This is a genomic window from Rhizobium aethiopicum (assembly GCF_014197535.1).
Taxonomy (GTDB): domain Bacteria; phylum Pseudomonadota; class Alphaproteobacteria; order Rhizobiales; family Rhizobiaceae; genus Rhizobium; species Rhizobium aethiopicum_A.
Window position 1 is genome coordinate 27,932 of record NZ_JACIFV010000001.1, and the last position, 16,585, is coordinate 44,516.

At 62.5% G+C, this 16,585-nt stretch carries 14 protein-coding genes; 1 reads left to right on the forward strand and 13 read right to left on the reverse strand.

The genetic code is table 11. The features are described 5' to 3' along the window. Positions 1-25: 25 nt before the first annotated feature. Complete coding sequence (locus GGD53_RS00175) at positions 26-898, forward strand: ATP-binding protein (RefSeq protein ID WP_184452550.1); 873 nt, start codon at positions 26-28, stop codon at positions 896-898. A 94-nt stretch (positions 899-992) separates the two neighbouring features. Here GGD53_RS00175 and GGD53_RS00180 read toward each other — a convergent pair whose 3' ends face one another. From GGD53_RS00180 to GGD53_RS00240, 13 genes are all read right to left on the reverse strand, one after another. Then, positions 993-2,573, reverse strand: a complete 1,581-nt coding sequence (locus GGD53_RS00180) for a peptidoglycan DD-metalloendopeptidase family protein (protein ID WP_184452553.1) — start codon at positions 2,571-2,573, stop codon at positions 993-995. 184 nt (positions 2,574-2,757) lie between these two features. After that, positions 2,758-3,411: a protein-L-isoaspartate(D-aspartate) O-methyltransferase gene (locus GGD53_RS00185; RefSeq protein WP_184452555.1), complete on the reverse strand. Its 654-nt coding sequence runs from the start codon at positions 3,409-3,411 to the stop codon at positions 2,758-2,760. Continuing rightward, on the reverse strand, positions 3,408-4,181 hold the full coding sequence (gene surE, locus GGD53_RS00190; RefSeq protein WP_184452557.1) for a 5'/3'-nucleotidase SurE: 774 nt from the start codon (positions 4,179-4,181) through the stop codon (positions 3,408-3,410). The genes GGD53_RS00185 and surE overlap by 4 nt, the downstream gene beginning before the upstream one ends. Positions 4,182-4,185: 4 nt before the next feature. After that, complete coding sequence (gene serS / locus GGD53_RS00195) at positions 4,186-5,469, reverse strand: serine--tRNA ligase (protein ID WP_184452559.1); 1,284 nt, start codon at positions 5,467-5,469, stop codon at positions 4,186-4,188. 96 nt (positions 5,470-5,565) lie between these two features. Further along, positions 5,566-6,393 carry a twin-arginine translocase subunit TatC gene (tatC, locus tag GGD53_RS00200; RefSeq protein ID WP_064802115.1) on the reverse strand — a complete coding sequence of 276 codons (828 nt, stop codon included), beginning with the start codon at positions 6,391-6,393 and terminating at the stop codon, positions 5,566-5,568. Then, complete coding sequence (gene tatB, locus GGD53_RS00205) at positions 6,390-7,004, reverse strand: Sec-independent protein translocase protein TatB (protein WP_184452561.1); 615 nt, start codon at positions 7,002-7,004, stop codon at positions 6,390-6,392. Before tatB ends, tatC begins: the two co-directional genes overlap by 4 nt. Before the next feature lie 51 nt (positions 7,005-7,055). Then, positions 7,056-7,247 (reverse strand): twin-arginine translocase TatA/TatE family subunit, encoded by a 192-nt coding sequence (locus GGD53_RS00210; RefSeq protein ID WP_011425113.1) that lies wholly within the window; start codon positions 7,245-7,247, stop codon positions 7,056-7,058. Positions 7,248-7,429: 182 nt separating this feature from the next. Then, positions 7,430-8,134 (reverse strand): SMC-Scp complex subunit ScpB, encoded by a 705-nt coding sequence (gene scpB / locus GGD53_RS00215; protein WP_088396391.1) that lies wholly within the window; start codon positions 8,132-8,134, stop codon positions 7,430-7,432. Further along, positions 8,131-8,988 (reverse strand): segregation/condensation protein A, encoded by an 858-nt coding sequence (locus GGD53_RS00220; RefSeq protein ID WP_184452563.1) that lies wholly within the window; start codon positions 8,986-8,988, stop codon positions 8,131-8,133. The genes scpB and GGD53_RS00220 overlap by 4 nt, the downstream gene beginning before the upstream one ends. A gap of 18 nt (positions 8,989-9,006) precedes the next feature. Next, positions 9,007-10,020, reverse strand: coding sequence for a beta-N-acetylhexosaminidase (gene nagZ, locus GGD53_RS00225; RefSeq protein WP_184452565.1), 1,014 nt, complete (start codon positions 10,018-10,020; stop codon positions 9,007-9,009). A 110-nt stretch (positions 10,021-10,130) separates the two neighbouring features. Continuing rightward, positions 10,131-13,316: an SPOR domain-containing protein gene (locus tag GGD53_RS00230; RefSeq protein WP_184452567.1), complete on the reverse strand. Its 3,186-nt coding sequence runs from the start codon at positions 13,314-13,316 to the stop codon at positions 10,131-10,133. A gap of 61 nt (positions 13,317-13,377) precedes the next feature. Further along, positions 13,378-15,135 carry an arginine--tRNA ligase gene (argS, locus tag GGD53_RS00235; protein WP_184452569.1) on the reverse strand — a complete coding sequence of 586 codons (1,758 nt, stop codon included), beginning with the start codon at positions 15,133-15,135 and terminating at the stop codon, positions 13,378-13,380. 63 nt (positions 15,136-15,198) lie between these two features. Continuing rightward, positions 15,199-16,416: a deoxyguanosinetriphosphate triphosphohydrolase gene (locus GGD53_RS00240; RefSeq protein WP_184452571.1), complete on the reverse strand. Its 1,218-nt coding sequence runs from the start codon at positions 16,414-16,416 to the stop codon at positions 15,199-15,201. Positions 16,417-16,585: the final 169 nt, after the last annotated feature.

Below are 16,585 nucleotides of genomic sequence, written 5' to 3' on the forward strand. Positions count from 1 at the left end.
GCAGCGAGAAATCAGGAGGCCCACGATGACCGAGGAAATCAACACCGCCCTGCTTGCCGAACTGAAAAGGCTCGCTGATGCCGTGCAGCGGCTGGCCGGGCCGGCACCTGCCGTCAACGATTGGAATGCGGCCGACTGTTTCGTCTGGGCACCGTTGCGTCAGTATCTGCAGCCGGTGAAGAAGCCGAACCGGGTGGCGCTGAAGCTCATCCGCGGCGTCGACCACGTGCGCGATATCCTGCATGAGAATACGGTGCGGTTCGCCGAGGGTTATGCCGCCAATAACGTGCTCCTTTGGGGCGCGCGCGGCATGGGCAAATCCTCGTTGGTCAAGGCCGTGCATGAGGATGTCAGGCGCGAAAGCGGCGTCGCGCTGAAGCTGGTCGAAGTGCATCGCGAGGATATTGCCAGCCTGCCCACCCTGCTCGACCTCCTGAAAGACACGCCGTACCGTGTGATCGTCTTCTGCGACGATCTCTCCTTCGATCACGACGACACCGCCTACAAGTCGCTGAAGGCGGCACTCGATGGCGGCGTCGAAGGGCGGCCCGACAATGTGCTCTTCTACGCCACGTCAAATCGGCGCCACCTCCTGCCGCGCCACATGATGGAAAACGAGCAGTCGACGGCGATCAATCCATCGGAAGCCGTCGAGGAAAAGGTTTCGCTATCTGACCGCTTCGGTCTTTGGCTCGGCTTTCATAAATGCAGCCAGGAAGACTATCTCGGCATGATCGACGGCTATGCCGATCACTTCAAGCTCGGCCTCGACCGCGACAAGATGCATGCCGAGGCGCTGGAATGGGCAACGACACGCGGCGCGCGCTCCGGCCGCGTCGCCTGGCAATATATCCAGGATCTGGCCGGACGCATGCGCGTTCATATCGACCGGGCGTAGGCGCCTTCCGTCAATCCGTTTCATTGCGACCAGGTCTAAAAATGACAAAAGCCCGGCTGGTGGCCGGGCTTTTGCGCTCCCTGGTACGCTATACCTATTCCAGGAAAGTCATCGGGTTGACCGGCGATGCGTCCTTGCGGACCTCGAAATGGACCTGCGGCTGCTTGACATCGCCGCTCATGCCGGAGACGGCGACGGTCTGACCGCGCTGGATCTTCTGACCGCGGGTGACGCTCAGCGTGTCGGCGTTGCCATAGACGGTGACGGTGCCGTCGTCGTGACGGACAAGAACCGTGTTGCCGAGCTCCTTCAGGCCGTTGCCGGCATAAATGACGACGCCGTTTTCCGCGGCCTTGATCGGCGTACCCTGCGGCACCGAAATGTCGATGCCGTCATTGCGGTTGCCGTTGACGTTGGCGCCATAGGCGGCAATCACCTGGCCGCGGACCGGCCAGCGATATTTGCCGATGCCGGTCGATTCCGGCGCGTCGGAGCTGACGTCGGATTTCTTCTCGACATCGTCAACGGTCTGACTGGCGACCGGCGCCTTGTAGGGCTGAACGGACGCGGTCTGCTGGGCGGGCGCCGGATCAGCCGGCTTCGACTCGACCTTCTCAGCCGGGATCGAGGCGGTCTTGACAGTGTCGGCACCGCCGTTCGGCAGCTTCAGGGCTTGTCCCACACGCAGCGAATTCGCCGAAAGGTTGTTGGCGGCCTTGAGATCGTCGATGTTGGTGCCGGTCGCCTTTGCGATCTTCGCCAGCGAATCTCCTTGCTTGACGACATAGCTGCCGGCCGGCGTCTTCGGGTCTTTGCCGGCGCCAACCGGAACCTTGCCGGTGGGATCGGCGCTCGCCACGGTCTTGTCCCGCGCGGAATTGGCGCCGGGGACGACAGCAACCTTCTGTTCCGGCGCCTTGGCCGGGTCCGGCATATTGCCGGGCTTGGAAAGATCGGCCGCCTGCGAAGCCGCCTTGGCCGCATTTCCGCCATTGAACGTCGGGATCAGGATTGCCTGGCCGGGCTTGGCGGCCGAGGCCATCTTCAGATTGTTGACGCGCAGGATTTCCTTTTCCGGAACGCCAAAGCGCCGGGATAAGGTCGCAATGCTCTCACCCGGACGCAGCGTGACGGAAGGCGCGTTGGTCGCGGACCAGCCGGAAACCTTCGGCGTCGTGCCCGTCGTCAGAGAATCGGGCGTCGGCTTCGGGGCGGCCGGCGCTACGAGCCGCTGCTTTTCAGGCTGCGCCGAAGCCGGGAAGGGCTGGGCAAGCGCGACTTCCCTTTCCCGCTGCCGGGACGGCGCAGCAGTGGTCGGAGCAGCAAGCTCGGAACGCTGTATCGAGACGGGTGAGGAAGCGATGCGTGCACTCGACGTGCGCACCGGTTCGTAACTCTGGCGCGCCGGATAAGGCTGATTGAGCGTATTGCCGCCACCGTAACCCGACTGACTGGCGACGGCGGAACCGCCGAGATCGGCGCGCGGCACCGGATCGCCTTGCTGACCGCCGCGCGGAATGGAACTGGTGGTGATCTGATCCTGCCCTGAGGAGGAAAACAAGCCGCCGAACCGTGTCACATCGGAACTGCAGCCTGTTGCGGCACTCGCCAGCAGGCCCACAACCAGGAGATTACCGGCCGACTTACCGAACTTCGGCGAAAGACTGAAACGCATTGACTCGACCCACTGAGAACGCAACCATTTGTGAGTCTATTAAAACGCGTTAGTATTACCACGTGGTTAAGACGCTGGAATCAGTGCGATATTTTTGAGAAGTTGATAACCATAGCTTACGGGTGAAAAATCGCAGTGTCCCGAAGGTGATGCCGAAAAGTGCGCGGGCTTTCGGACGCCGGCTCTACAGCAGCGAGGCAAGACGCGGAACGATCGGCAGGTAAGGAGCTTCGAACAGTTCCTCGCGTTCGAAACGGCTGCCGGTTTTCGTCAGCCGCACCATGCGACACTCATTTTCGGAAATCATCAGCGGCGCAATCATCGAACCGCCGGAAACGAGCTGATCGGTATAAAAGCGCGGCATGGCATTGAATGCGGCGGTGACCAGAATACGGTCGAAAGTGCCCTCTCCCTGCATACCGGCGCTGCCGTCGGCGTGGCGGATGACGACGTTGCGCAGACCGAGCGATTCCATGCGCCGCTGTGCTGCCGCCGTCAGCGTCTTGTAGCGGTCGATCGACAGAACACGCTCGGCCAGACGGCCCATGACAGCGGCGGTGAAGCCGCTGCCGGTGCCGACTTCCAGGACGCGCTGCCCCGGTTTGAGCTTCAGGTGATGCAGGATGCGGACGACAAAATCGATGCCTTCAAGGAAGGCGCCGCATTCGATCGGTATCGTCCGGCTCGAATAGGCGTCGTCGGAAAATTGCGGCGGCACGAACAGCGAGCGCTGCGTCTGCTCGACCGCCGTCAGCAGATCGAGATCCGAGATACCTTCGGCGCGCAGTCTGAGGACAAGCGCCGCGAAGCCCTCCTTCTCCGCCAGTCTTGCCGTCAAACTTGTGCTCCGTATCCCAGGGCCCGCGCCACGCGGTCCGTCACGGAATAATCGGTCAGATCCAGTTTCAAAGGCGTTACCGAAATCTTGTTATGCTTCAGGGCGTGAATATCGGTGCCTTCGATGAAGGCACCGGCACGTTCGCCGAACTTCAGCCAGTAATAGGGAAATCCCCGACCGTCGGAGCGGGCGTCGACCTGCAGGTTGAAGGCAAGCTTGCCCTGCATGGTGACCTCTGCGCCATCGACCTCGTCGGGGCGGCAGTTCGGGAAGTTGAGATTGAGGAACGTACCGTCCGGCAGGTCCAGCACCATCAGTTTTTCCAGAAGAGCCGGCGCATGCGCTTCGCAGACCTCCCAGGGCACGATGCGCGCGCCGTTCTCGTAAAGATAAGCTTGGCTCAGCGCAAAGGAGCGGACGCCCTGCATCGTGCCTTCGATGGCGCCGGCGATCGTGCCGGAATAGGTCACGTCGTCTGCGACGTTCGAACCCGAATTGACGCCGGAGAGAACGAGATCAGGCTTGATGTCCATCACCTGCCGGATGCCCATGATGACGCAATCCGTCGGCGTGCCGCGCAAGGCGAAATGCTTGTCGGAAATCTTGCGCAGCCGCAACGGCTCTGACAGGCTCAGCGAATGGGCCAGACCGCTCTGGTCGATCTCGGGCGCCACGATCCAGACGTCGTCGGATAGTGTGCGGGCGATCCGCTCCAGCGCGGCAAGGCCTTCGGCATGGATGCCATCGTCATTCGTGAGCAGGATGCGCATCGCCTCAGGCCGCCCGTTCGATCTTGGTCATTCCGCCCATATAGGGCAGCAAAACGTCCGGAATCGTGACGGAGCCGTCTTCATTCAGATAATTTTCAAGGACGGCGATCAGGCAGCGGCCGACGGCGGTACCGGAGCCGTTCAGCGTGTGCACGAACTTGTTGCTCTTGTCGTCCTTGCCGCGGTAGCGCGAGTTCATACGCCGGGCCTGGAAATCGCCGCAGACCGAGCAGGAAGAGATCTCGCGGAAGGCATTCTGCCCCGGCAGCCAGACTTCGAGATCGTAGGTCTTGCGCGAGCCGAAGCCCATATCACCGGTGCAAAGGGTCATCGTGCGGAAATGCAGGCCAAGGCGCTTCAGCACTTCCTCGGCGCAGGCGGTCATCCGCTCGTGCTCGGCGATCGAACTTTCGGCATCGGTGATCGAGACGAGTTCGCATTTCCAGAACTGGTGCTGGCGCAGCATGCCGCGTGTGTCGCGCCCGGCCGAGCCCGCTTCGGAGCGGAAGGACGGCGTCAACGCGGTGAAGCGGAGCGGCAGCTTTTCCTGGTCGAGGATCTCCTCGCGCACCAGATTGGTCAGCGTCACCTCCGCCGTCGGGATGAGATAGCGGCTGTCGGTCGTCTTGAAGAGATCCTCTTCGAACTTCGGCAGATTGCCGGTACCGAACAGCGCTTCGGCGCGGACCATCAGCGGCGAGCTGACTTCGGTATAGCCGTGCTCGCTGGTGTGAAGGTCGATCATGAACTGGCCGAGCGCCCGTTCGAGCCTGGCGAGCGGCCCGGTCAGAACCGTGAAGCGCGAACCGGAGAGCTTGGCGGCACGCTCGAAATCCATGTAGCCGAGCGCTTCGCCGATTTCGAAATGCTCCTTCGGCGTGTGGTTCCAGCGCGGCTTTTCGCCGACCATGCGGGTGACGACATTGTCATGCTCGTCCTTACCGACCGGCACGTCATCGAAGGGGATGTTTGGTATACGCGAAAGCGCGTCGTTGAGTTCTGCCGTCAGTTGCCGTTCTTCTTCCTCGATCGCAGGCAGCAGGGTCTTGAGTTCGGCGACCTCGGCCTTCAGCTTCTCGGCGAGCTCGCCGTTCTTCTGGGCCATCGCCGCGCCGATTTCCTTGGAGGCAAGGTTGCGGCGAGACAACATGTCCTGCGCCTTCTGCACGGCCGAGCGGCGCTTTTCATCGAGGGCGACGAGACTTTGGGCCAGAGGCTCCGCGCCGCGCTTGGCAAGGGCGGCATCGAGCGCTTCGGGATTCTCACGGATCCATTTGATATCGAGCATCGTCGTTCCAGGTCGTTGCAACAGAAATGACCCGGCCAAAGCCTGACCGGGCCTCGACCGGATGAGACGGCGTCGTAAAAGGGCTTCCGGATCGCCTCAGACGCTGTCGGTCTTGGCAACGTCCGCGGATCCGGTTTCCTTTTCGAGCGCCTGCCGGGCACGCTGGCGCTCCACGAGTCGCGCCGCATAGATGGAAATCTCGTAGAGAAGGATCGTTGGTAGCGCAAGACCGATCTGGGACATCGGATCCGGCGGCGTCAGCACGGCGGCGACGACGAAGGCGAGCACGATGGCGAACTTGCGCTTCTCGGCGAGCCATTGCGACGTCAGCAGACCGACGCGGGCAAGCAGGGTCGTAATGACGGGCAGCTGGAAGACGAGGCCGAAGGAGAAGACCAGCGTCATGATGAGGCTCAGATATTCCGAGACCTTCGGCATCAGCGAGATCGCCACCTCGTCATGTCCCGGCGCCTGCTGCATCGACAGGAAGAACCACATGACCATCGGCGTGAAGAAGAAATAGACGAGCGCTGCCCCCATCAGGAACAGGACCGGCGACGCGATCAGGAACGGCAGGAAGGCCTGGCGCTCGTTCTTGTAGAGGCCGGGCGCCACGAACTTATAGACCTGGGCCGCAATGATCGGGAAAGCGACCACCAGGCCGCCGAACATCGCCACCTTGACCTGGGTAAAGAAGAACTCCTGGGGCGCGGTATAAATCAGCTGGGCCTTCTCGACGTCGAGATGCGCCCATTCCACGGCCGTCTTGTAGGGAATGACCAGATAGTTGAAGAGATGCTTGGCAAAAAAGAAGCATACAATAAAGGCGATGAAGAACGCCCCGATCGACCAGATCAGCCGCGTGCGCAGCTCCATCAGGTGCTCGATCAGTGGCTGCGGCTTGTCTTCGATGTCACCGCTCATGCCTCGTCCTTCTTCTTCGTCTGCGTCGGTTTCTTCGCCGTTGCAGGCCTCCTGACGGCCGCGGCCCGCTTCGGCTTTTCCACCGGTACGGCAACGGCTGCGGCAGCGTCGACCTTGTCAGCAGCCTTGACGCGTGGCTTGCGCACGGCCTTGGGCTTGTCGGCGACCGTACCGGTCTCGGCAATCGCTGCCGCGACGGGCTCAGGCTGCGCCGGCGCCGGCACCGGGGGCGGCATTTCCGGGAGGCTCATCGACGGCGTCGGGGCCGAGACGGCAGTCGGCGGCACTTCGGTCTTATTTTCCGGAGCCGAAGTCGTCTTCTGCAAGTCGGCCTTGATCTCGTTGCCCATCTGGCGAAGCGGGTTCATCGCTTCACGCAGGCTGTTGACCGGGTTGAGCTTCTGGGCGTCGCTGATCGTCTGGCGCACATCGTCAAGCTCGGCTTCGCGCAACGCTTCGTCGAACTGCGCCCGAAACTCACCCGCGACCTTGCGGGCGCGCTGCGTCATCTTGCCGAAAGCACGCAGCATCGGCGGCAAATCCTTCGGACCGACAACGACGATCAGCACGACCGCGATGACCAAAAGCTCGGTCCAGCCAATATCGAACATGCAAGGCTCCTGGACGGGAAGCGCGGGGGCTGCGCTTTTTCCCGGACTTGATTACTTCGTTTCGTCGGCCTTGTGATCGACGGTCTTTGCCGTTTCCGGCGCGTCTTCGTCCGTCATGCCCTTCTTGAAGCTCTTGATGCCTTTGGCGACATCGCCCATCAGTTCCGGAATCTTGCCGCGACCGAACAACAACAGCACGATGACCAGAACGATCAGCCAGTGCCACATGCTAAGAGAACCCATCACTCTAACTCCCTGTTTCGATGTTCCCACGATGTAAGGATTTCTAACACCGTTTCCAACATCAAGCCCTTTGAACTGCGCTTAATGTCACGGTATCGCCCTTTATGACAAGCCACTGACCCGTCGAAAAATCGTGAGCACTATTGTTTTCGTCATGCGTTGCAAAAGCAAGAGGAAGTCCTTCAATCTTCGGAGGTAGAACGTGGGGCAAGCAACCCCAGTTCTTCGAGATCCATCTGAGTGATCGGATCTTCGTCCTCGGTCAATTCGTCGTTCATCGACGGCGAGGGAATATTGAAGTTCGCCGGGATACGGCCAGACAGCAGGCCCGCCCCCTTCAATTCTTCGAGACCAGGCAGATCGCGCAACTCCTCCAGGCCGAAATGGTCGAGAAAATCGCGCGTCGTGCCCAATGTCACCGGCCGGCCGGGTGTGCGCCGGCGGCCGCGAAACCGCACCCAGCCGGCTTCCATCAGCACGTCGAGCGTGCCGCGTGAGGTCTGAACGCCGCGAATATCCTCGATCTCGGCGCGCGTCACCGGCTGGTGATAGGCGATGATCGCCAGCACTTCCAGGGCGGCGCGCGAAAGCTTCTTCACCTCGTTGTCGTCGCGGCGGATGACGAAGGAAAGATCGGCGGCGGTGCGGAAGGCCCAGGCACCTTCGACCTGGACAAGATTGACCCCCCGCGGCGCATATTGCTCCTTCAGGCGCAGCATGATCGCATGCACATTGAAGTTCCTCGGCAGCCGCTCAGAAATGAAGCCCTCGGAGACCGGCTGCGAGGAGGCAAAGACCAGCGCCTCGGCGATGCGTTCGGCCTCGATCTCGGCCTGCAGGTCGCGGCCCTCCTCCTCGAAATCCTCGCCGTCCTTCAGATCGATCAAACCGGCCGCTCCTGTTCCACCACCTGCAGCGTCGCATGTTTCGGACCGCGGCGCATATAGATCGGCTGAAAGGCGCCGTCCTGGCGGATTTCGAGCTTACCCTCGCGCACCAGTTCCAGCGAGGCGGCAAATGCGCTGGCGATCGCCGTGACGCGTTCCTCGGGCGCTGCGAGATAACGCAGCAGATAATGCTCCATCGCCGTCCAGTCACCGACCTCGCCGATCATCTGGGTCAGCAGCTCACGGGCATCGGTCAGCGACCAGACATTGCGCCTCTCGATCGTCACCTGGGTCACGGCATGGCGCTGGCGCAGCGCCGCATAGGCGGTCAGGAGATCGTAGAGACTTGCCGCATAAGCGGATTGCTGCCGGTCGGGAATATGCTCGGGCGCACCGCGGGCGAAGATATCGCGGCCAAGACGGTTGCGGTTGACAAGGCCTTCCGCCGCCTGGCGCATGGCTTCGAGACGCTTCAGGCGGAAGGCGAGCGTTGCCGCCATCTCCTCGCCGGAAGGGCCGTCATCCTTGACCTGCTGGGGAATGAGCAGGCGCGACTTGAGATAGGCAAGCCAGGCCGCCATGACGAGATAATCGGCGGCAAGCTCGATGCGGATGCGCCGGGCGCTTTCGACGAACTGCAGATATTGTTCGGCGAGCGCCAATACGGAAATGCGCGACAGGTCGACCTTCTGGTTGCGGGCGAGATAGAGCAGCAGGTCGAGCGGGCCTTCGAATCCGGCGACGTCGATCACCAGCGCCGGCTCGTGGGTGGCACGCTCGGCGCCGTTCTCCTGCCACAGCTTGTCCATCGGCGTTGCTGCCTGCGGACGTTCCGTGCCTTTGACCGTGCTCACCACCCTGCTCTCCTACGATCACACCGACACGAACATCGCCTCGAATTCCGCCCTCAACTCCGCCTCGTCGGCACTATCCGGAGCGGTAAAACCTGCTTCTACCGCTTTTGCGCGGGCAAGCGAAAGACCGGCCAGCGGCGGAACATTTGCCACGACATCTAGCATCTCGTCCATCTTGCCATTGCAATGCAGCACGATATCGCATCCCCCTGCAATGATATTCGCCGCCCGTTCACCGATCGTGCCGGAAAGAGCATTCATCGAACTGTCGTCGGAAAGCAGCAGACCGCCAAAACCGATGTGCTCGCGGATAACGCCGTCGATCACCTTGCGCGAGGTCGTCGCCGGATTGTCAGGATCGATTGATGTGAAGACGAGATGGCAGGTCATTGACATCAACTCGTCCTTCATCGCGATAAAGGGCGGGAAATCATGGGCCTCCAGCTCATCGCGCGAGACGGTGACGACAGGCAGTTCCAGATGTGAATCGGCAAAGCCGCGACCATGGCCGGGCATATGCTTCATCACGGGCAGCAGGCCGCCGGCCTTCAGCCCCTCGCCGGCCGCCCGTCCCATTGCGATGACCGTCTTTGGATCGCCACCGTAGGCGCGGTCGCCGATGACATTGCTGCTGCCTTCGACCGGCACGTCGAGAACCGGGAGGCAATCGACATTGATGCCAAGGTTCGAAAGGTCGAAGGCATGCAGGCGCGACATCACCCAGGCGGCGCGCAGCCCGAGCGCCGGGTTTCGGCGATAGAGATCGCCCAGCGCCTGGCCTGAGGGATAACGCGGCAGGATCGGCGGGCGGATGCGCTGGACGCGACCACCCTCCTGATCGATCAGCACCGGCGCATGCCAGCCGACGCTGTCGCGCAGTTCGGCGACGAGATCGGTGATCTGCGCTGCTTCGGAGATATTGCGCCCGAAGAGGATGAAGCCCCAGGGCCGTTCGCCCCGGTAAAAGGCCTTTTCTTCAGATGTGAGGGCAAGGCCGCTGCAGCCAAGGATCATCGCTTTTGATTCGGTCATGGAAGAATCATAAACAGCGGCTGGCCAAATGCGAGCAAGCGCGGACGCGATGCACAAAAAAGAGCGGCGGGCCGATCCGGCTCGCCGCTCTCATAATTCAATGGCCGATGTTATTTGGAGATCAGGCAGCTTCCGCCCGCTGCGCGATACTGTTCGCAGAGCGCTGCGGCCTCATCCTTGGAGCCGACCGGGATGCGGACACGGTAGAAAGTGCCCTTGCCGGCGATATCGGCCCTGCGGATCTCATGGGCGCGGCCAGCAAGCACGCCGGCGAATTTTTTCGACAGGTTTGCATAAGATTTATTCGCCTCGTCCTCCGACGGCAGCGAAGCGATCTGGAGGCCGTAGCCACCGGCGGAAGCGGCTTGCTGCGGCTGGGCGGCGGCCGGCGTTGCCGAGGCGACCTGCGTCGGCTTCGGCTGCTGCGCGGGCGTGCGCACATTGCCCTTATCGGTAACAGTGCTAACGACGTTGACAGGCTGATCGGCCGGACGGGCGATCGGAACCGGGGCCGTATCGGCGATCGTTGCCGTCTTCACCGGCCGTACCGGCGCATCGACCGGCGCGGGATTTGCCGCCTGCCCATCGGCACTTGCGGCAGGCGACGGCTGTGCCGGCGCGGTTTGAACTGGTGCTGCAGAACGCGCATCGGCGGAAGCAATCTCGGCGCTTGCCGGGAAGCTCGCAGCCGATCCGGCAGCCGGCGGCGCGATCGGGGCCGATGGCGCAGACGGGGCCGACTGCGCCGTCACTGGCGGCTGGCCAGACGGCATAGGCTGAGCAGACGGCGCCGGCTGGTCGGCCGGCGCGGACTCCTCGCGGGCGACCAGCGTGCCGTCAGGCTTGACGATCATCGTGCGGACCTTGCGCGGCGAGACGGATGGCGTCTTGTCGGCGTCGGTTGCAGAAGCGTCGTCGGCGTTGGCGTGGTTCGGCAACAGACGCGGATCCTCCGTCTCGCCAACCGCCGTCGGCGTGACCCGATCGTCAGCGCCGGCGTTCTCGTCATCTTCCGGCAATGCCTCCGGCGTCAAGGTGCGCTGGACAACATCGACCGGCGCCTCGTCGGAGGAGACGAGCGCCTTCTGCTTCGGCTCCTCGGCAGAACCCGCAACGCGGTCGTAGACGGCCTTATCCTGGTTCGGCACCGTCTTACCGCCGGGATTTTCCGGAACGACCTTGACCGGATCCTTGTCGGCCGTGATCACACGGGGTTCGCCGGACGAGACAATGCCGAGCCCTTCGCCGTTCCAGACGGAGGAATAGACCCCATAACCGACGCCGGCGAAGACCACCAGCACGACCGCCCCGGCCAGCAGCCGGCGCATCGACCGGGCGCGGCTAAAATCAGCGGCCTGGCTTGCCGACTCGATGTGGACCTCGGAGGTCTCCCGGCGTTCGACCGGCTCGCGCACGCTGCGGCGGAAATCCTCCTCCAGCGCCCGTTCGAAATCATCGAGACCGTCGGCAATGGTCGGCTTGACCGGCGTTGCCGCAGCGGCAGCCATATTACGGGCGGACGCCGCCGTTTCGCGCGGCTTGGCCGGTTCGAAAAAGCTCGCGATCTCCGCATCGAGATCGAAATCGAAATCCGCGGTCTTTGCAACCGGAGCGGGCTGCTCGACCGGCGGCAGCGCCGGCACATGCATGTCGTCCACCGTCTCGGGACGATCCTCCGGATCGGAGATCATCGCCGGATCGAAGGGCAGATCTTCGGTCGATTCAGCGGCGGACGCCTCTGCGGCAGGTGCCCAGTTGAAAGCCGGAGCCGCAGCCGGCTGCTCGGAAACCAGGACCGGCGCGGGCTGCGCCGGGACAGCGGCCTGCGGGTGCTCAGGCGTTGCCTGCTGGGGCGCAGCGGGCGCCGGCTGTGCCTTTGGCTGCGGCGCCGGCTCTGCTGCTTCGGAAAAATCGAGATCGGCAAGTTCCAGCTCGATACCGGCGAGGTCCAGTTCGAAATCGTGGCCCGCGAAGGGATCATCGGCTTCCGGCGCGGGCTGCGGCGCCCGTGAATAGGCCGTCGCGTCAGGCTGGGACTGCGTGATCGCGGCAGGCTGCGGCGCGATCGGCCTTGCGGCTTCGGCAGCATAGGCAGGCGCTATTTCGATCGGAGCGGACAGGATCGGCGCGGGCGCGATCGCCTCCGGCTGAACCGGTGCGGCAGCAACCGGGGCGACTTCGACGGGAGCGGGCTCCGGCGAAACCGGCGCCAGATTGGCACGCTGCAATACCGGGCGGGGCACGGGATAGCGCGAGACGTCGGCCAGCAGGTCGTCGACATCGAAGGTGCCGGCGATATGCGGAACTTCAGGTCCGACCTCGGTCAGCGCGGCATCGGCCTGGATTTCGCCGTCGACGGCGGCCGCGAGATCGAAACCGGCGTCGGAACCGAACTCTTCCAGATCGTCCTCGACTTCAACGAATTCCTCGGCTTCAGCAGTTTCTTGCGGCGCAATTGCTTCATCGTGGCGATCGAGCTCGGCCGGGAAGCCGAACGACGGCGCCGCGGATTCGAACTCCTCGGGAAGTTCGACAGCGGCGACGGGCGCCGGCCGCTCGACCACGGGCTCCGGCTCCGCCGAGGCAAGATCGGCAACCGCTGCTTCAGCCATCGGTTCAGCGACGGCTTCAGCCGCAGGCGCAGCGACTGCTTCGGCGGCCGGCTCGACCACTGCCACCTGCTCCTCACGTTTCGGGGCGTGGAAATTGGCGAGCGGCAGCCTGATGCTGGCGGCCGACCATTGCGGGGCTTTGGCGGACTGCGCCAGCGAAGAGACCGGCGCTGCACCGATCGACAGTTCGAGTTCCTCGATCAGGTCGCGGGCGCCGCCGAAAGCGGTTTGAGCCGGCACCTCGGAAACAGGATCGACGGACAGCTGCTGCGGACCGGCCGCCCCGTCGGCAGCGGCTACGTCCCGGTTCCTTGCCGGAGGTTGGGCAGCTTCTTCTGCGGCGACGGGACCAACGGAGACGGGCTCCGGAACATCCACGCTTACGGCAGCGGGAGAAGCATCGAGAATGGGCTCGACATAGTCTTCGGAAGCGATGCCGTCGGAGATCGGCTCGGCCGGCCGATCGAGTTCGGCCAGCGGACGCGGTGAATCGTAGCGATCGAATTCTCGCCCGAGCTCATCCTCCAGATCGAAGGCAGGTTCGCGCCGGGCGGCGTCGCTTACGGTATTCGCTGCAACACGCGGCTCGAAACCGACGATCCGGGCAAGTTCGGCCAACGGATCGTCATCGGCAAACAGATCGTCTTTTCCGCGCGTATCATACGCAAATTGTTTCTCAGCCATGCCTATCCCACTCGCAAACGCCAACGCTCAAATGCCAGCGCATTGTGGGTAAATGGTGACGTTATCGCATTTCGTCAGGTGCGGCAGTGCCTGTAATGGCAAGTCCCGACTTCAAAACCGACGCGACGGCGTACACCAGCCCAAGTCTGGCAATACTTGATTCTCGGTTTTTATCATTAACAAATCGTAATTCCGGCTGATCTTTACCTTTGTTCCAGTGCGCGTGGAACGCACTGGCGAGGTCATAGAGGTAAAAAGCGATGCGATGCGGCTCCTGCGACTGAGCGGCCGCCTCGACAATACGCGGGAATTCGGCAAGCTTGGCGACGAGCTGCAATTCGGCCGGATCGCCAATGCCAGCAACGGCTTTCGCAAGATCCTCGGGCGAAAGATCGAGGCCGGGAAAAGCCTCTCTTGCCTGCCTGAAGACCGACATGCAGCGGGCATGCGCATACTGCACGTAAAAAACAGGATTATCCTTCGACTGCTCCGTCACCTTGGCGAAATCGAAGTCGAGCGGTTCGGAATTCTTGCGATAAAGCATCATGAAGCGGACCGAATCACGGCCGACTTCCTCGACGACGTCCCGAAGCGTGACGAAATCGCCCGAACGTTTCGACATCTTCACCGGTTCGCCATTGCGATAGAGCTTGACGAGCTGGCAGAGCAGCACCGTCAGCTTCGCCTTACCCTCCGAAACGGCGCGTGCAACCGCTTCCAGGCGCTTGACGTAGCCGCCATGGTCGGCGCCAAGCACATAGATCATCTCGTCGAAACCACGATCGAACTTGTTCTTGAAGTAGGCGACGTCGGCGGCGAAATAGGTATAGGAGCCGTCCGACTTGATCAGCGGCCGGTCCATGTCGTCGCCAACCTCGGTCGAGCGGAACAGTGTCTGCTCGCGATCTTCCCAGTCTTCAGGAAGCTGGCCCTTCGGCGGCGGCAGCGTGCCCTTGTAGACGTAACCCTTGAAGGTCAGGTCGTTGATCGCGGTGCGGATGGCTGCCGCGCCGTTGGCGTGCAAGGTGCGCTCGGAGAAGAAGATGTCGTGATGGACGTTCAGCGCCGCCAGATCTTCGCGGATCATGACCATCATCGCGTCGATGGTGCGATCCTTGACGATCGGCATCCACTGCTCTTCCGGCATGTTGTGCAGCCGGACGCCGTAATCGGCGGCAAGCGACTGTCCGACGGGCACGAGATAGTCGCCCGGATAGAGACCCGACGGGATTTCGCCGATCCGTTCACCCAGCGCTTCGCGATAACGCAGGAAGACCGACCGGGCGAGCACGTCGATCTGCGAGCCGGCATCGTTGATGTAATATTCCTTCTCGACGCCGTAACCGGCAAAGGCGAGCAGGTTGGCGAGCGCATCGCCGACGACGGCGCCGCGGCAATGACCGACATGCATCGGGCCGGTCGGATTGGCCGAGACATATTCGACGTTGACCTTGCGGCCTTCACCGAGGGTCGAGCGGCCGTAGTCGGTGCCGGCGCCGATGACGGAAGCCAGCAGCCGCTGCCAATAGCCGACGGCGAGACGGATGTTGATGAAACCGGGACCTGCCACCGAAACATCGGCGACGTCGGCATCCTCCTTGAGCTTGGCGATGATGACGTCTGCAAGGGCGCGAGGATTGGTGCCGAGCGGCTTTGCCAGCACCATCGCGGCGTTGGTCGCAACGTCGCCGTGACTCGCATCGCGCGGCGGTTCGACTGCGATGCGGCCGAAATCGAGCTCAGATCGCTTTTCCCTGACCAGATCGATCTGTTCAAGGGCGGTTTTGATCCTGGCTTCGAAGTCGGTAAAAAGGTTCATCGCACTCTTCCATGCATAGGCTGTGCCAAAGGCGCAAATCGGCCTTCGGCGGGCGACCGCTGCCTATCGCAAATCCGGAGTGTGGTCAAACAATCGCCTGTGGGCACTGATCGCATAGGTGTCGGTCATGCCGGCAAGATAGTCGCCGACATGACGAGCCTTCGGCGCATCGGCGAGCCCCGCGATATGATCGACCCAGTAATGGCTCTGCATCTCCTTGGGACTGGCCATGTAAGCGGCAAAGAGGTCCGTGACGATCTGGGCAGCACCGGCGCGGATGCGCATGATATCGGGATTGCGATAGATGCGCTTGAAGAGCATCGCCTTGATCTGCCTGTCGGTTTCGGCCATCTCTTCGGAAAAGGTGGCGATAACCCGGCCGGCGCCGCGGATCTCGGCTGCACTCTCGGGACGAAGGAGTGATAGGCGCTCCTGCGCGACGCCGATGACGTCCTCGACCATGCGGGTGATCTGGCGGCGCATGATCTCGTGGGTGAATCGGCTCGGTTCCAGATGCGGATAGCGCCCCCTCACCTCCGCCATCAATCCGGCAAGAAAGGGAATTTCCTCCAGCATCTCGAAACTCAGATAGCCGGAGCGCAGGCCGTCGTCGATATCGTGGGTGTTATAGGCGATGTCGTCGGCGATCGCCGCGACCTGGGCTTCCAGGCTGGCGTAAGTCGCGAGCTCGAGATCGTGCAATTCGCAATAATCGAGGATCGGCTGCGGAACCGGGCCGCGCGTGCCGGCCCCTTCCGGCGTCAGCAGGGGACCATTGTGTTTGACGAGCCCTTCGAGGCTTTCCCATGTCAGATTGATGCCATCGAATTCGGCATATCGCCGCTCGAGCTTGGTCACGATGCGCAGCGATTGGGCATTGTGGTCGAAGCCACCATAAGGCAGCAGCACCTCGTGCAGCGCGTCCTCGCCGGTATGGCCGAACGGCGTGTGGCCGAAATCGTGCACCAGCGCCACGCCCTCGGCCAGGTCCTCGTCGAGTTTCAGGGCGCGGGCAAGCGCACGGGCAATCTGCGCCACCTCGATCGTATGCGTCAGCCGGGTGCGATAGTGATCGCCGTCCTGGGCGATGAAGACCTGGGTCTTGTGCTTCAGCCGGCGGAAGGCGGTGGTATGGACAATGCGATCGCGGTCGCGTTGGAAATCGGAGCGAGTCGGACTGCTGTCTTCCGGATAGAGACGCCCACGCGTCGTCCACGGGTCGGCCGCATAGACCGCCCTTTCGCTGCCGCCGAAACCTAGAGCTCGCCTGTCAATCGTCATTCTTCACCGTCATTCTGCCTGTAGCCGCATCTGCCCATTGACGCCGCTTTGCCCTCTTCATACCTATAGCCCGACGAAACGGCAAAGCGGTGTTCGCCGACCGCTTCGGCGCATCATGGCCTTTTCGCGAAGATCATGGTAAGTTCCTTTGATATCAGGCATTTGAACA

Bases quoted from the DNA above. Each gene is read 5' to 3' on its own strand.
- GGD53_RS00210 (WP_011425113.1), bottom strand. From the start codon at position 7,247: ATGGGTTCTCTTAGCATGTGGCACTGGCTGATCGTTCTGGTCATCGTG.
- tatB (WP_184452561.1), bottom strand. From the start codon at position 7,004: ATGTTCGATATTGGCTGGACCGAGCTTTTGGTCATCGCGGTCGTGCTG.
- GGD53_RS00175 (WP_184452550.1), top strand. From the start codon at position 26: ATGACCGAGGAAATCAACACCGCCCTGCTTGCCGAACTGAAAAGGCTC.
- GGD53_RS00230 (WP_184452567.1), bottom strand. From the start codon at position 13,316: ATGGCTGAGAAACAATTTGCGTATGATACGCGCGGAAAAGACGATCTG.
- tatC (WP_064802115.1), bottom strand. From the start codon at position 6,393: ATGAGCGGTGACATCGAAGACAAGCCGCAGCCACTGATCGAGCACCTG.
- nagZ (WP_184452565.1), bottom strand. From the start codon at position 10,020: ATGACCGAATCAAAAGCGATGATCCTTGGCTGCAGCGGCCTTGCCCTC.
- surE (WP_184452557.1), bottom strand. From the start codon at position 4,181: ATGCGCATCCTGCTCACGAATGACGATGGCATCCATGCCGAAGGCCTT.
- argS (WP_184452569.1), bottom strand. From the start codon at position 15,135: ATGAACCTTTTTACCGACTTCGAAGCCAGGATCAAAACCGCCCTTGAA.
- GGD53_RS00240 (WP_184452571.1), bottom strand. From the start codon at position 16,416: ATGACGATTGACAGGCGAGCTCTAGGTTTCGGCGGCAGCGAAAGGGCG.
- GGD53_RS00180 (WP_184452553.1), bottom strand. From the start codon at position 2,573: ATGCGTTTCAGTCTTTCGCCGAAGTTCGGTAAGTCGGCCGGTAATCTC.
- serS (WP_184452559.1), bottom strand. From the start codon at position 5,469: ATGCTCGATATCAAATGGATCCGTGAGAATCCCGAAGCGCTCGATGCC.